11 protein-coding genes are annotated in these 14,213 nt (G+C 70.0%); 4 read left to right on the forward strand and 7 right to left on the reverse strand.

The window, feature by feature from the left end:
* The first annotated feature begins 72 nt into the window (after positions 1 to 72).
* The 3 genes from PV679_RS06830 to PV679_RS06840 all read left to right on the forward strand — a co-directional run bounded on the left by PV679_RS06830 (position 73) and on the right by PV679_RS06840 (position 2,981).
* Positions 73 to 531 (forward strand): hypothetical protein, encoded by a 459-nt coding sequence (locus PV679_RS06830; protein WP_319679138.1) that lies wholly within the window; start codon positions 73 to 75, stop codon positions 529 to 531.
* A 121-nt stretch (positions 532 to 652) separates the two neighbouring features.
* Positions 653 to 910: a DUF2630 family protein gene (locus tag PV679_RS06835; RefSeq protein WP_319679139.1), complete on the forward strand. Its 258-nt coding sequence runs from the start codon at positions 653 to 655 to the stop codon at positions 908 to 910.
* A 79-nt stretch (positions 911 to 989) separates the two neighbouring features.
* Positions 990 to 2,981: an FUSC family protein gene (locus PV679_RS06840; RefSeq protein ID WP_319679140.1), complete on the forward strand. Its 1,992-nt coding sequence runs from the start codon at positions 990 to 992 to the stop codon at positions 2,979 to 2,981.
* On the opposite strand, the gene PV679_RS06845 is transcribed toward PV679_RS06840, so the two are convergent.
* The 5 genes from PV679_RS06845 to PV679_RS06865 form a co-directional block, all read right to left on the reverse strand.
* Positions 2,962 to 3,405 carry an ATP-binding protein gene (locus tag PV679_RS06845; protein ID WP_319679141.1) on the reverse strand — a complete coding sequence of 148 codons (444 nt, stop codon included), beginning with the start codon at positions 3,403 to 3,405 and terminating at the stop codon, positions 2,962 to 2,964. The genes PV679_RS06840 and PV679_RS06845 overlap by 20 nt on opposite strands.
* Positions 3,406 to 3,790: 385 nt before the next feature.
* On the reverse strand, positions 3,791 to 5,473 hold the full coding sequence (locus PV679_RS06850; protein ID WP_319679142.1) for an LCP family protein: 1,683 nt from the start codon (positions 5,471 to 5,473) through the stop codon (positions 3,791 to 3,793).
* Positions 5,474 to 5,547: 74 nt separating this feature from the next.
* Complete coding sequence (locus PV679_RS06855) at positions 5,548 to 7,275, reverse strand: LCP family protein (RefSeq protein ID WP_319679143.1); 1,728 nt, start codon at positions 7,273 to 7,275, stop codon at positions 5,548 to 5,550.
* A gap of 305 nt (positions 7,276 to 7,580) precedes the next feature.
* Positions 7,581 to 7,970, reverse strand: coding sequence for an RNA-binding S4 domain-containing protein (locus tag PV679_RS06860; protein ID WP_319679144.1), 390 nt, complete (start codon positions 7,968 to 7,970; stop codon positions 7,581 to 7,583).
* A 151-nt stretch (positions 7,971 to 8,121) separates the two neighbouring features.
* Entirely contained in the window at positions 8,122 to 10,185 is a 2,064-nt protein-coding gene (locus PV679_RS06865; RefSeq protein ID WP_319679145.1) for a PhoX family protein, read from the reverse strand.
* A 347-nt stretch (positions 10,186 to 10,532) separates the two neighbouring features.
* Here PV679_RS06865 and PV679_RS06870 point away from each other — a divergent pair, with 347 nt between their 5' ends.
* On the forward strand, positions 10,533 to 12,137 hold the full coding sequence (locus tag PV679_RS06870; protein ID WP_319679146.1) for a VWA domain-containing protein: 1,605 nt from the start codon (positions 10,533 to 10,535) through the stop codon (positions 12,135 to 12,137).
* Positions 12,138 to 12,188: 51 nt separating this feature from the next.
* Here PV679_RS06870 and PV679_RS06875 read toward each other — a convergent pair whose 3' ends face one another.
* Both PV679_RS06875 and PV679_RS06880 read right to left on the reverse strand, forming a co-directional pair.
* Entirely contained in the window at positions 12,189 to 13,379 is a 1,191-nt protein-coding gene (locus PV679_RS06875) for a sensor histidine kinase (RefSeq protein ID WP_319679147.1), read from the reverse strand.
* Positions 13,376 to 14,029 carry a response regulator transcription factor gene (locus PV679_RS06880; RefSeq protein ID WP_319679148.1) on the reverse strand — a complete coding sequence of 218 codons (654 nt, stop codon included), beginning with the start codon at positions 14,027 to 14,029 and terminating at the stop codon, positions 13,376 to 13,378. The genes PV679_RS06875 and PV679_RS06880 overlap by 4 nt, the downstream gene beginning before the upstream one ends.
* Positions 14,030 to 14,213 lie beyond the last annotated feature (184 nt).

The following is a 14,213-nucleotide window of genomic DNA, read 5'->3' on the forward strand; positions in this document are numbered from 1 at the left end:
TCCCTTTTGCTCCATTTGGGGCAGCATGAGGATATGAGCCAGAACACAGCACATCGGCCCCCCCATACGGGCATGGGCACAGGCACCGGCGAAGGCACGGGCATGGGTACCGGCACCGGCGCGGGCACCGGCGCGCACTCGCAGGCGAAGGCCGCCTGGGCGACAGGCGGTAGTTTCTTCGCCGGCGTCCTCATGCTGGTCTCAGGGATCACGGACATACTTCAGGGCATAGTCGCCATCAACAGGGACGCTTTCCTCAGCAGTGCGGCAGGCTATGTCTACGCCTTCAATGTGACCTCGTGGGGCTGGATCCATCTCGCCATCGGAATCCTGGTCGCCGCCACGGGCCTGGGGATCCTCATGAGGATCCCGTTGGCGCGCTACGCGGGTATCGCGGTGGCCGCGCTGAACCTCATCGCGCAGTTCATGTATCTGCCCTATCAACCGGTCTGGGCGGTCGTCGGCATGGCCCTCTCGGCCTTTGTGATCTGGGCGCTGACCACGGATCACGTCAGGTCCCGGGTCGCCTGACCGGCCGGCGGATCACACCCACGACAGCACACCGGGTGTGGGGACGACGGCCCCGGCCGCCGTCCCCACACCCGCGTACCCATCCGGCCCGGCCGACACGTCCCAGGAGACCACAGCCACCATGAACGCCGCCGGCAACAACGACGAGATCCTCGACAACATCGGCGCCCTGGTCGCCGAGGAGCGTGCCCTGCGCGCACGCTCGACCCAGAGTCTCGGACTCGCGCCCGAGGAACAGCAACGGCTCCGCTCCGTCGAAGTCCAGCTCGACCAGTGCTGGGACCTGCTGCGCCAGCGCCGCGCCAAGTCCGAGTTCGGCGAGAACCCGGACGAGGCGGCGGTACGGCCGGCCGGCGAGGTCGAGGGCTACCAGGGCTGAGGCCCGCCGGCGCGGCCAGGCGCCAGATCACAGCGGCCGGAGCTGACGTTTTCCCGCCATGTGAGCGAAAGTTGCGCCCATGGGAAAACGCAGAGACAGAAGCCGCCGCGAGCGCGCCCGGCGGGCAGGCCGGCTCGCTCCGCCGGACTGGCTGCTCGCCGGTCTGCGTCCCAAGCCCGCGCCTGTCCCCTGGGCCGCCGCCGGCCGCGCCTCCGTCGCTCTGGCGGCGCCACTGGCGGCCGGCATCGCCGCCGGCGCACCCGATGTCGGCGTGCTCGTCTCGGTCGGCGCGATGTTCGGTGTCATCAGCGACACCGCCGACGTGTACCGGATGCGGCTGATCACCATCGCGGTGCCTCAGCTCTTCGGCGTCATCGGTATCACGCTCGGCACACTCGTCTACGGACACGGCTGGGTCGCCGTCGGGATCCTGACGCTGGTCGCGCTCGTCTCCGGGATGATCTCCTCGATCGGCGCGGTGGCCTCGTCGTCCGGACTGCTGCTCCTGCTCACGGCCGCGTTCGGCGCCGGCCTGCCGCTGCCGGGTCCCTGGTGGAAAGCTCCGCTGCTGCTCGCCGCCGGCGGGCTGTTCGTCCTCGTCCTGTCGCTGATGGCCTGGCCGCTGCGCGGCAGAGCGAAGGAACGGGCCGCCGTCGCCGGGACCTACCGCGCGCTGGCCGATCTGCTGGAGGCGGCCGGCGGCACGGACTACGACAGCAAACGGCTGGCCCTGACCCAGTCCCTGAACGAGGCGTACGACGTCGTCCTCGCGCGCCGCGCCCGCGACCACGGCCGGCGCGGTCCTCTCGTACGGCTGGTCGCGCAGCTCAATGTGCTCGTCCCGCTCATCGAGTCCGCGCCCGCCGCCCATCTCCACGGCGGACCGCTGCCCGCCGCGTTCCCGGCCGCCGTACGGGAGTTGGCGGACGCCGTCGCCGAAGGCAGTACCGGCGGTCCGGCCCTTCGACTGCCCGCGCCCCGCACTCCTTCCGAACACGCCGTCGACGCCGCGCTGCGCCATGTCGCGACCGTGGTGCGCGCGGCCGGACCCGATCCGCACAACGCCGGCGACCGGCTCGGCCGTCCCTCGCCGTTGCGCGTCCGCGTCCGTAACGCGGCCCGCGACATCGTGCTCTCCAGGGCTTCCTGGCGGTACGGGCTGCGCCTCGCGCTCTGCATCGGAATCGCGCAGGCGCTGGTGTCGCTGATCACGGTGGAGCGCTCGTACTGGATCACTCTCACGGTCACCTTCGTCCTCAAACCGGACTTCGGCTCGGTCTTCTCACGGGCCGTGCTGCGGGCGCTGGGCACCGCCGCGGGTCTGGTCGTCGCCGCGGCGGTCCTGACGGAGGTGCCGCCCGGCTGGTGGGACGTGCCGGTCATGATGCTCCTCGCTCCGCTTGTGCCGGCGGTGTCCGCGAAGGGCTACGCCTTCCAGACCGCGGCGCTCACACCGGTGATCCTGCTGCTCACCGACATCCTCAACCACCAGGGTCCGGACCTGATCCTCCCTCGGCTCGTCGACAGCGTGATCGGCTGCGCGATCGTGCTGGTCGCGGGCTATCTGCTGTGGCCCGAGAGCTGGCACACCCGGATCGGCGACCGGCTGGCGGACGCGGTCGAGGACGCGGCGGAGTATGTGCGCAGCACGTTCGGGACCGCCGAGGAAGGCGACCGGGTGCGCAGACGCCGCCGGCTCTACCGCGACCTGTCGGCCGTCCGCGCCGAATTCCAGCGTGCTCTGACCGAGCCTCCGCCCACCGGAGCGCGGGCGGCGGCCTGGTGGCCGCTGGTCGTCGCGGTGGAGCGCGTCGCCGACGCGACGACGGCGGCCCGCGTCCGCGTCGACCAGGGCGCGCCGCCGCCCGCTCCGGCGGAGACCGCCGCTGTCGAGCGCCGGCTGAGGGAACTGGCCGGCGCCATGCGGTCGAGCGAAGTCCTTGTCGGTGTGCGGCTGGAGCCGGCCGGTGAGGAGAACGACGTACTGGGTCCGCTGCGCCAGGAGGTGCGGGCGGCGTGTGCGATCGCCTCTCCGCAGCGGCGGTCCGGCCTCAGGGACCGGACACTTTGAGAGTCACCCAGACCCGCTTGCCCGGCCCCTGCCGAGGAGCGACACCCCAGTCGTCGGCGAGCGCCACGATCAGCGCGAGCCCTCGCCCGCACTCGTCGTCGACGCCGGGCGTGCGCGGCCGTGGCAGGAAGTCACCCGCGTCCTCGACCTCCATTTTGAGCAGCCCGTCCGACCGGCGCAGGCTGACGGAGATCTCCCGGCCGGGCGGGCTGCCGTGGCGCAGCGCGTTGGTGACAAGCTCCGACAGCAGGAGAGCGGCGGTCGCGGCGGGCTCTTCCGGCAGGTCGATAGTGGTGTCGAGCGCCTCACGGGCGCGGCCCACACTGCGCGGATGACTGGGCAGCCGGAAGGTCACATGCTGCTCGTACCGGGCGTACTGGTCGTACTGGTCGCGCTGGTCGCGCCGTTCACCGTCGTGGTTCATGGGAAGGACCTTCCCTGCGGCACGGCATTTTACTTTCCGTACAGCAGAGGTGACCGTACGCGTTCGCGGCCGGTGATCGGCCGGATCCCACAACACCGCCTGCGGCAAAGGGCGTTGTCCATGGACGGGACGCGTACACCGGCGCGCGAAGATGGCAGAGATTTTTACGAACGACCCAACTGTGGCCCTCCAGCGGCCAGATGGACCAGAATAAACATCATCCCTGAGTGATATTTCGGCACGTCCCACCGGCAAGTCCCGTGAGCGTGAGGTGCCTTGACGGACCCGCGCTGTGTTTGTCGGGCAATGTGAAGTCGCCGGCCCGGACAGCCGTCCGGGCCGGGCCTCACGCACCGCGCGGCGCCCGCCGCGCTCGCTTCCGCGACTACCAGGTGAAGGCCGGGTTGACCCGCATGCACGCCTTCTTGTTCGAGCCGTTGAGAGCGTCGGCCGACTCCGGGATCTTGTCGTCCTCGGCCTTGGCCTTCGGATACATGTCACCCTCGCGCCAGTCGCCGCCCACCACCAGCGTCACTCCGGAGACCTCCGTCGACCGCTGCACCGAACTCGTCGGGATGCCCAGGGCCTTGGCGACCGCCCAGGCATCACCCTCCATGTCCGCGCTCGGATAGCGGACGACGGTCTTCGGCTGCGCCGACGCCGCTCCCGGTTCCGCCGTCGCGCTGGTGAATCCCTTGCCGGCGAGGACCTGCGCGACACCGCTCGCGCGGCTGCTCACCGGCGCCAGCGAGTCGGTCCGCGTACCGTTGCGCACCTGGACGGCGATCTCCTCGTCGGCCGCCGCCGGATCGTCCGGCGTCTTCTCGGCGCCGCTCGCCTTCTTCTTGTCCTTGCCGTCCAGCGCGATGTCCTCGCGGACCAGCCGGAAGAGCTTCTCGGCGTCCTCCGGCTTGGGCTCCACACGGTTGCGGTCGGACACGGCCCACTGCCACGGCATGGTGGTCATGGTGATGCGCTCGGTCGGCACCTTCTTCAGCTCGTTGCTGAGGTCGTAGAGCTTCTTCACGGTGTCCAGACCAGGATCGACCGTCAGCGCCGCGGTGGCCTCCTCGGCGAGACTCCGCAGCTTCTGCGGATTGCCCAGAGTGGCGTTCTCACGCAGCTCACGCACCATCGAGTTCATATACATGTGCTGGGCTTTGGTCCGGCCTATGTCGGTGTTGTCCTCGAAGCCGTAGCGCGTCCGCAGCCACTGGAGGGCCTGCTCGCCCTTGACCGGATGTGTTCCCTTGGCCAGCCTGAGGCCGGAGCCCTTGCCGTCCGACGAGTGCGAGTAGACGTTGGCGTCCACACAGACCGGTACGCCGCCTATCGCGTCGGCCATGGAGACCACTCCGGCGAAGTCGACCAGCATGAAATGGTCGATGTGAATACCGGTCAGCTCTTCCCAGGCGGCCACCGTGCAGCCGGGCCCGCCCCGTCCGAGGCTCTCGTTCGTCATCATCGGAAGCGCGGTCGCCTGATACACCTTGCCGGTGTCCGGATCGGTGCACTTCGGGATCTTCATCAGCGTGTCGCGCGGGATGCTGACCACCGACATATTGCGGCGGTCGGCGGAGAGATGCAGCAGCATCTGCACGTCCGCCAGCGGCGGCGCGCCGAAGGTCTCCTTGGCGCCGCCCAGCGCCTGGTTCTCCTTGGAGTCCCGCGCGTCGGATCCGACCAGCAGAATGTTCAGCGGCGTCTGGCCGGCCGCGTTCGGCGTCGGCTTGGCGGCCTTGTGGTCACCGAGGTTGAGGTCGGCCTTCTTGATGTTGGCGTTGAGGTGCTCGTAGTAGAGGTATCCGGCCCCGGCCGTGCCGAGGACCAGCACCGCCAGCGCCGTGGCCGACCAGCGGAGTATCCGGCGTTTGCCGCGCCGCGCGCGCGGAGCGCCGCCCCGGCCGTCGCGACCGCGCGGCGGCCGGTCTCCGCCTTCGCCGTCTCCGCCGTCCTCGCCGGCCTCACCGCCTTCGGCGCCCTCGTACAGGCTGTCGTCCCAGCCGAGCTCACCGGCGTGCCGGACGCGTCTTCGCGTGCCCTCCGCGTGCGTGCTGCTCTGCCTCATTGCTGCCCCTCCCGCCCCACCCCGGACCGCGCCCGCCCTCCCCGCGCATGGCAGGGAGGGCGGGCGCGAATGTCTTACTTGGCGCACACGGCCTTGTCCGCTTCGACCCTCTGGATCAACTCCGGCGCCTTTGTCGGAGCGGTGAGCGGTATCCCGGCGCCCTTGAAGTCGGCGCCGAGCGTCAGTGTCATCGGATCCATCTCGCCCGCGTCCTCCGTGCCCTCCTTCAGCGCGGCGGCGGACAGGCCCATGATCTCGGCGAGTCGACGCGCCTGGTCGGCCTGGTTGGGCGCGTATTCCAGCGTCGTCTTGGCCAGATCCTCGTCGGCGTTGCCGAGCTGGCTCGACTTGAGCACGCCCTCGGTGTTCTGCAGCCAGGTGAGAGTCGTCTGAGCCGCGCCCTGGACACCACTGCCGTTGTAGACGCTGACCCGTACGTCGGCGGGATCGGCCTTGGGCCCCTTGAGCTTGGCGCTCTCCTCGGCCGCCGCCTTCTTCTTCACCTCGGTCAGCGATATGTCGTCCCGCATCATCGCGAACAGCGGCTCGGCCTGGGACTCCTTGACGACGACCGTCGCCCGCACCGTCTCCGCCGGATTGTCGTCGACGGGCAGAGTGGTGAAGGTGATGTTCTTCGGGTCGACGTCCTTGAGCTCCATCGCCAGCGACTGGAGCTTGCTGATCGACCCGATGCCCGAGTCGACCGTGAGGGCCTTGGTGGCCGCCTCCGCGAGGCCGAGCACCTTGGTCGGGCTGGTCAGCGTCCCGGAGGACTGCATCTTCCGCATCAGCGAGGCCAGGAACTGCTGCTGCACCTTGATGCGGTCGAGGTCGCCTTCGTTGCCGAAGCTGTGCCGGGTCCGTACGAAGGCCAGCGCCTGCTCGCCCTGGAGCGTGTGCTCGCCCGCCGGCAGCTTGAGATGCGAGTCGGGGTCGTCCACGTCCTTGGCGAGACAGACTTCCACGCCGTCCACGGCCGTGGTCAGTGTCTTGACGGCGTTGAAGTCGGCCATCATGAAGTGGTCGACCTTCAGTCCGGTCAGCTCGGAGACGGTACGCATCGTGCAGCCCGGGTCGCGGCCGTCCTGGCCGAGGCTGGTGTTGAAGCGGACGTTCGACGTGCCCGGTATGACCTTGGTGGAACCGTCGGGCTGCTTCGTCGGACAGTCGGGTATGTCCGTCATCAGGTCACGCGGAATGCTCAGCGCGGTCGCGTTCGTACGGTCCTTGGACACATGCACCAGGATGTTGGTGTCCGCGTGGCCGACACTGCCCTTGTCGCCGTAGCCCTCGTTGCCCGCACCGGTGCGCTTGTCGGTGCCGATGATCAGGATGTTGATCGGGCCGTCCTTGACGACGTCCTTGTTGCCCGTGCCCACGTCGTACGTGGTGATGTTGCCGTTGAGATGCCGGTAGTAGAGGTATCCGCCGAGAGAGACGCCCACCAGGAGGAAGGCCATCACGCCGCCGGTCCACACCAGCGCCTTCCGCTTCTTGGGCTTCTTCTTGGCGAGGCGTCGGCCGGCCGGCGCCTTGCTCTCCTGGGCGCGGCGCCCGCGCTGGCCGGGAACCGGCCGCTCGGTACGGGACGAGCCCTGTCTCGGCGGGCCCTGTTTCGGGGCCTGTCCGGACGAATCCGGCTGCGGCCTTTCCGGCCTCGGCCTCGATCTCCGAGGTGCTGGAACGGGCGACTGCCCTGCGGATGCGTCCAGTCGCAGTTCGTAGTCACCGGTATGCGGGTTCAGTACCCACTGGTCTGCGGGATCGATATCGTCCGCCCGCCCACGGCCTTGCGCGTCCACGGTTGTTTACATCCTCCGTCGGGGCCACGCGGCGCCTTGTCCCCCTCTTCAAAGGCGCGCGGTCAACGTCCGGCGTGCACGGCCTGACGGCCGGGTCCACCGGACCGCTCACACTATCCGTTTAATTCAAGCCAGGACGACGGCGGTGACGAATCCAACATCCCTACAACTGGGCAATCCGGCGCATTTCTTGGTCGCACTCAGACATTCACAGGTATCGGTTGGGATGCGCTTTACCCACAACTGATCGAACGGCGCTCTTCGCGACGTTGGAGAGCAAGATCCAGGACGGTGCGGCGAGCGCTTCAGAAGCCCTGCAGCCGGTCCAGGTCCCGGCGGTCGCGCTTGGTCGGCCGGCCGGCTCCTCGGTCGCGGATCGCGATCGGAACCGTGAACTCCTTCGGCGGTGGCGGCGGACTGTTGTCCACATAGCACTCCACCGCCACCGGCGCGCCCACCCGCTTCCGCACGATGCGCGAGACCACCACGATCCGGTCCCGGCCGGCGTGCCGCAGACGCACCTCGTCGCCCTGCTTGACCGCGTGCGCGGGCTTGACCCGGTCTCCGTTGATACGGACATGGCCCGCACGGCAGGCCGCGGCCGCCTGGGAGCGTGTCTTGGTGAGCCGTACGGACCAGATCCAGCTATCGACCCGTACCGTCCCGCCGCCCGGAACCTCAGCCTCAGAAGCCATATACCGAGAGTAAGCGCTGTCCGCTCCCGGCTCCCGCCTTTTTACGGCCGTCCGCCGGATCCTCAGGACCGTCGGCGCGCCACCGCACTCAGCGGCCGGTGGAGCGAGGTGACGCCGGTCCGAGACGGCGCCACCTCGCGACAGTGTCGGCTCAGACGCCGATGTCCCCGCCGTCCTTGCGCCAGACGGCGACCACCGACGGCCGGACGATCCTGCCCGGTCCGTCCGGCCAGGTGCTCGCCGGCTTCTCCACGGACGCGCCGTCAAGCTCGCCCGGGTGCTGCACGGCGACCAGCACACGGCGGTCCTGGATGAGCGGCCCACAGGTCTCCGCGCCGTTCGGCACGGTCAGGAACTGCTTCAGCTCACCGCGCCGCTCGCCCTGTGTCGCCACACCGAACAGCCCGTCATGCGTGCCGAGCGCGTTGCCGTCCGTCGAGATCCAGAGGTTGCCGTACGGGTCGAAGGCGACATTGTCCGGGCAGGAGATCGGGCTGACCTTCTCCTTCGGGAAGCCCGCGAAGTAGGTCGCCGGGTCCTTCGGGTCGCCGGCGACCAGGAAGAGCCGCCAGGCGAAGCCGTCGCCGGCCGGGTCGTCCCAGTTCTCCGCGAGCTCCAGGATCTGGCCGTGCTTGTTGGCGTTACGGGGATTGGCCTCGTCGGCGCCCGCCGTGCCCGCCTTGCCGCGGTCGGTGTTGTTCGTCAGCGCGACATAGACACGGCCGGAGCGCGGCGACGGCTCGACGTCCTCGGGACGGTCCATCTTGGTGGCGCCGACCGTGTCGCCCGCTAGCCGCGTGAAGATGTACACCTCGTCGGCGGTCATGCCCGGGACATGCGACACATCTCCGGTGGCGAGCGGGATCCAGACTCCGGAGCCGTCGAACTCACCGTCGTTCGGCAGCTTGCCGTCGCCGTCGAACTCGCCGGCCGGGCTGTCGCCGGAGAGCTTGGCGACATACAGCGTGCCCTCGTCGAGCAGCGTGAGGTTGTGCTCGTGCGCGGCGCGGCTGTTGCCCGGCTTCATCTTCTTCGACGAGACGAACTTGTAGAAGTAGTCGAAGCGCTCGTCGTCGCCCATGTATACGACAGGACGGCCGTCGGCGGTCAGCCTCGGCTGCGCGGCCTCGTGCTTGAAGCGGCCGAGCGCGGTGCGCTTGCGCGGCGTGGAGTCCGGGTCGTACGGGTCCAGTTCGACGACCCAGCCGAAGCGGTGGACCTCGTTCGGCTCCTGCTTGAGGTCGAAGCGCTTGTCGAACAGCTCCCACTTGCGCTCGCTGGCAGCGGTGCCGATGCCGTAGCGCAGGTCCGTCGCGCTCGACCCGTTGGCGAAGTACTGGTTGAAGTTCTCCTCGCCGTGCAGCGTCGTGCCCCACGGAGTGGTGCCGCCCGCGCAGTTGTTGAGCGTGCCGCGCACCCTGCTGCCGGTGCGGTCCGCCGAGGTCCGGAGCAGCGCGCTGCCGGCCGCCGGGCCGGTGAGGACGAACTCACTGGTGGCCGTGAGCCGCCGGTTGAGCTGGTGCCTGGTCACCGCCGTGAGCTTGCCGCTCTTGCGGTCCTCCTCGACCACGACGACGGAGAGACCGTGCGCGGCCCAGGCGATCTCCACCTGCTCACGAGTCGGCTTCGCCGGGTCGTATCCCTTGAACATGAGGATCTCGTCCGTGTACTCGTGGTTGGCCACAAGCACCTGACGGCCGCGCTCGCCCTTGAGCGGCAGCAGGCTCAGGAAGTCGTTGTTGTAGCCGAACTGGCCGGCCTGCGCCTTGGCGGACTGCTTGTCGGGATGGAAGTCCGGTGCGCCGCGCAGGATCGGCTCGCCCCAGCGGATGACCACGTTCTGGCTGTAACCGGCGGGCACGGTCACCTTGTCGGCGGTGTTGGGAGCGACAGGAGCGAAGCGAAGACCGCGCGCGCCGTCGGCCTTGGAGCCGCTGCCGCCGCCCTTGCGGTCGTCACCGGCGGCGGCCGCCGCTGCCGGAGCCTCACCGGGACCGACCACAACGGCGGAGCCGGTGGCGGCGGCCACCGTCACGACAGCGGCGGCGCGGACCATGGAACGCCGCGAGAGAGCACGGGCGATGACATCACCCGCGTATTCGTTCTCGCTCTTGTTCGGCACTTCGTGGAAACACGCGTCCCCGCAGCGGTAGCGGCAGGTCAGGGCGGATCGTCCGCCGGGGTGAGAACTGAGCAGCGGCAGCAGTTTGCGCACTTTCGCCTCCGATGTGTGTGGTTCCGGCGCGCGCCCCGCGCCGCGAGGCCGACAGGGTGTCGGAAAGTCCTGGCGGTGACGGTATGGGGGGACGCCAGCAGGGTGACGGCATAGCGGTGAACGGGTGATGAATGCGGAGCGTCCGGGAGGCCGGTGACGGTGGTCACCGGAGTGGCACCGAGCGCGCCGCGCAGGCCAGAGGCCCCGCACCGGCCGCCTTACGCGTTGGCCGCCCCTGCCGGAGATCATTTGGAGCGGCCGCTAACCTTACGTATCCGCCCTGGCCAGGGATGTGTTTTTTCCCCGGCGGCGGACACCGCACCCAACTCATCTGAAAGGCCTCGCCCATGGGCATTCGGAGCTTGCTGCGCAAGGTGTTCGGACGCGACCGTGCGGAGGAGCGCAACGAGTCGGCGGCAGCCTCCGTACCGTCCCAGGCCGACCGTACGGAGTCGGCGGAGCAGACCGAGCCGGTCAAGCCGGCCGAAGCGACCGAGCCGGCCGAACCGGCCGAACCGGCCACCGGCACCTCGGACACGGCGACCGGCACGGCGGTCCCGGCGGCGACCGTACCGGCGCCGGCCAGAAAGCCGGCCACGTCGGAGACGGCGGGAGCGGCGGACCTGGTGGCCGCGGCATTCGACAACCCCCGGCCGTCCAAGGACGGCGGCACCGTCCCGCCGCAGACGGCGCGTTCGGCCTCGGCCGAGGACGTACCGCAGGCCACGGTCCCGGCCCAGACATCGACGGAGCCGACGGCGGACACTCCGGCCACCGCCGCACCCACGAACGACCCGGTGGCCGAGGCCGATCCGGTCGTCCCGGCGGACGCCGAGGCTCCGGCCGCACCGGTCCCGGCCGCCGCTCCCGCCACCGAAACGGCCGCCGAAACGGCTGCCGAGCCGGTGGAGGCCGAGCCCGAAGCAGTCGCGGTCTCGCAGGAGGACGTTCCGGCCGCCACGGCACCGGTTGCTGACGAACCGTCAGACACGGGCGTTCCGGCCGCATCCGTCGAGACGGCGGCAGAGCCGACGGCAACTCCCGTGCCGGACACGGCTGTTGAGGATGTCATCACAACCACCGCCGCCGACAAGGAAGAAGAGAAGGAAGAAGAAGAGACCGACGCGGCGCCGGAGGCGGCAGCACCGGTCGCGCCGGAAGCCGAACCCGAAGCCGAGCCGGTCTCCGCACCCGCAGCCGAACCCGCACCGGAACCCGAGCCGGTCTCCGCACCCGAGCCCGCATCCGAGCCCGCATCCGAGCCCGCACCGGAGACCGGCGCGTCCACCGCGGCGCCGCTCTCGCCGCTCACCTCGGCCGCTCCCGGCCTCGTCGGCCACTACACCGCCGCCGGAGCCGCACTCGACGACCTCGGCATCGGCGACCGGCGGGCCACCGTGTATCTCGTCCTCGACCGGTCGGGATCCATGCGGCCGTACTACAAGGACGGCAGCGCCCAGCACCTCGCCGAGCAGACGCTCGCGCTCGCCGCGCGTCTCGACGAGAACGCGGCCGTGCACACCGTGTTCTTCTCCACCGACATCGACGGCACCGCCGACCTCACACCGGCCGCCTACGAGAACGTCGTGGACGAGACGCACGCCGGTCTCGGACGCATGGGCCGGACCAGCTACCACCGGGCCGTCGAGGAGGTCGTCGAGCACTACGAGAAGTCCGGCTCGGAAGGCCCCGTCCTCGTCGTCTTCCAGACGGACGGAGCGCCGGACGCCAAGCAGCCCGCACGGCAGGCACTCGTCGATGTGGCCGGCAAGCCGTTCCACTGGGCGTTCGTGGCGTTCGGCGACCACGAATCCAAGGCGTTCGACTTCCTGCGCAAGCTGGGACTGGACAACGTCGGCTTCTTCCACGCCGGCCCCACGCCGCGCGACGTCCCCGACGCCGACCTCTACCGCGGACTGCTGACCGACTGGCGGATCACCTCCGGAGACTGACTCCGGAAACTGAGTCCGCCACCACCTCAGCCGCCGCCGGCCCGCGTCATCTCACGCGTGGCCGGCGGTGGCGTCCCGGGCCGGCGGCAGTGTCACCGTCACCAGCAGTCCACCGCCGGTCCCGCCAGGCGCCGCCGTGACAGTGCCGCCGTGCGCCACCGCGATCGACCGGACGATGGAGAGCCCGAGCCCCGCGCCCGGTCCCATCCGGTCCCGGCCCTCTCCGCGCCGGAACGGTTCGAACAGCGACGGTATGTCCGCCGCGGCGACGGCCGGTCCGGTATTGCGCACCGTGAGCACGCATCCGCTGACACCGACCTCCACCGTGCCGCCGGGCACGTTGTACGTGACGGCGTTGGCCAGCAGGTTTCCCACGAGCTGACCCAGCAGCAGCCGATTGCCGCGTACCACTCCCGCGTCCGCGACCTCCGGAGTCACGGCCGGTCCGTACCGGGCCGTCTCCCTGGTCACCGCCTCACCCAGGTCCACCAGCTCCTGGTCCTCCACGCCGCGCTCGCTGCGCGCCAGGACCAGCAGACCCTCGATGAGCTGCTCACTGCGCCGGTTGTTGTCGAGCAGGGTCTTCTTCGTACGGGCCAGCTCGTCCGGTGTGCAGAGTCCGTCGAGACCGACCTGGATCGCGGCCCGCTGTGTCGCCAGCGGTGTCCGCAGTTCGTGCGAGGCGTTCGCGATGAACCGGCGCTGACTGTCGAAGGCCGTCTGCAACCGCGCCAGCAGCGCGTCCAGCGTGACACCCAGCTCCCGCAGCTCGTCGTCGGGACCGCTCGTCCCGATCCGTTCGTGGAGATTGTGCTCGGACAGCCGGCGGGCCCGCTCCGTCATCGCGTGCACCGGCCGCAGCACCCGCCCCGCCGTCCACCAGCCCACTCCCACCGCGCACGCGGCCATGACCAGCAGCGCGGCGACCGACCAGACCAGCATCTCGTGAGTCGCGGCGTCACTGACGTTGTCCGTGAGCTGATAGACGGTGACGGGCGCGAGCTGCCGCTCGGCGACAAACCCGCGCACCGACGCCACCGGCAGCGCCGGAGTCACCCGGGGCGGCGAGACCCGGGCGGCGATGGCCGCGGCCTCGTCCTCCGTACCGGCGCTGGAGAGCAGATTGACGACGGCGAGCAGACAGCCGCCGAGCACGACGAAGACTCCGCCGTAGATGACCGCGACGCGCGTGCGGATGGTGGAGCCGGGACCCGTGACGGGCCGGTTCAGCGGGCGTATCACAGGGCGTATCCCACACCTTGCACCGTACGGATGAGAGGCGGTTCGCCGAGTTTGCCGCGCAGCTTGCTGAGACAGACCCGCACCGCACCGGTGAACGGATCCGCGTGCGCGTCCCACGCCCGCTCCAGCAGCTCCTCGGCGGAGACCGGCGCGCCGTCCGCCTCCAGCAGGATCTGGAGCACCGAGAACTCCTTGGGCGAGAGATCCAGCGCGCGTCCGTCCCTGGACGCCGTCCGCCGTACGGAATCGAGCCGCACGCCGTGCCGCTCAAGCTGCGGCGGGACGGGCCTGGAGCTGCGCCGCCGCAGGGCGCGCACCCGGGAGACCAGCTCCGGAAAGTCGAAGGGCTTGCCCAGATAGTCGTCGGCGCCGAGGTCGAGACCCTCGACCCGGTCCTCCATGGAGGCGGACGCGGTGAGCATCAGAATGCGCGTACGGGACGACTCGGCGACCAGCTTGCGCGCGACGTCGTCGCCGTGGACGCGTGGCAGATCGCGGTCGAGGACGACGACGTCGTAGTCGTGCAGTCCCAGATAGGCGAGTGCGGCGTCACCGCTGTACACGGTGTCGACGGCGAAGCCCGCCCGCCGCAGCCCGGTGGCCACCAGCTCGGCCAGGACCTCCTCGTCCTCGGCGACCAGTACCCGCATGCTGCCGTCCCCTGCCTCGCGCTCCGCCCGCAACCCCGTACTCCGCGTCGGTCCGTGCCCCGTCCTGTGACCCGCTCCGCGCCCCGCCTCGCTCATGATGCCCTTCTCCTCCCAGGATGCGCCTGTCTACGGCACAGGGTGTTTCGCAAAGCTCTCCGTCGGGTAGCGGTGGCCTTTTATCGAT

Source organism: Streptomyces sp. AK02-01A (assembly GCF_033795305.1).
In the GTDB taxonomy this organism is placed as follows: domain Bacteria; phylum Actinomycetota; class Actinomycetes; order Streptomycetales; family Streptomycetaceae; genus Streptomyces.

What these genes read in the sequence shown, in the direction of transcription:
- PV679_RS06840 (WP_319679140.1), top strand. Translation starts at nt 990, where the DNA reads ATGGGAAAACGCAGAGACAGAAGCCGCCGCGAGCGCGCCCGGCGGGCA.
- PV679_RS06860 (WP_319679144.1), bottom strand. Translation starts at nt 7,970, where the DNA reads ATGGCTTCTGAGGCTGAGGTTCCGGGCGGCGGGACGGTACGGGTCGAT.
- PV679_RS06850 (WP_319679142.1), bottom strand. Translation starts at nt 5,473, where the DNA reads ATGAGGCAGAGCAGCACGCACGCGGAGGGCACGCGAAGACGCGTCCGG.
- PV679_RS06835 (WP_319679139.1), top strand. Translation starts at nt 653, where the DNA reads ATGAACGCCGCCGGCAACAACGACGAGATCCTCGACAACATCGGCGCC.
- PV679_RS06830 (WP_319679138.1), top strand. Translation starts at nt 73, where the DNA reads ATGGGCACAGGCACCGGCGAAGGCACGGGCATGGGTACCGGCACCGGC.
- PV679_RS06845 (WP_319679141.1), bottom strand. Translation starts at nt 3,405, where the DNA reads ATGAACCACGACGGTGAACGGCGCGACCAGCGCGACCAGTACGACCAG.
- PV679_RS06880 (WP_319679148.1), bottom strand. Translation starts at nt 14,029, where the DNA reads ATGCGGGTACTGGTCGCCGAGGACGAGGAGGTCCTGGCCGAGCTGGTG.
- PV679_RS06870 (WP_319679146.1), top strand. Translation starts at nt 10,533, where the DNA reads ATGGGCATTCGGAGCTTGCTGCGCAAGGTGTTCGGACGCGACCGTGCG.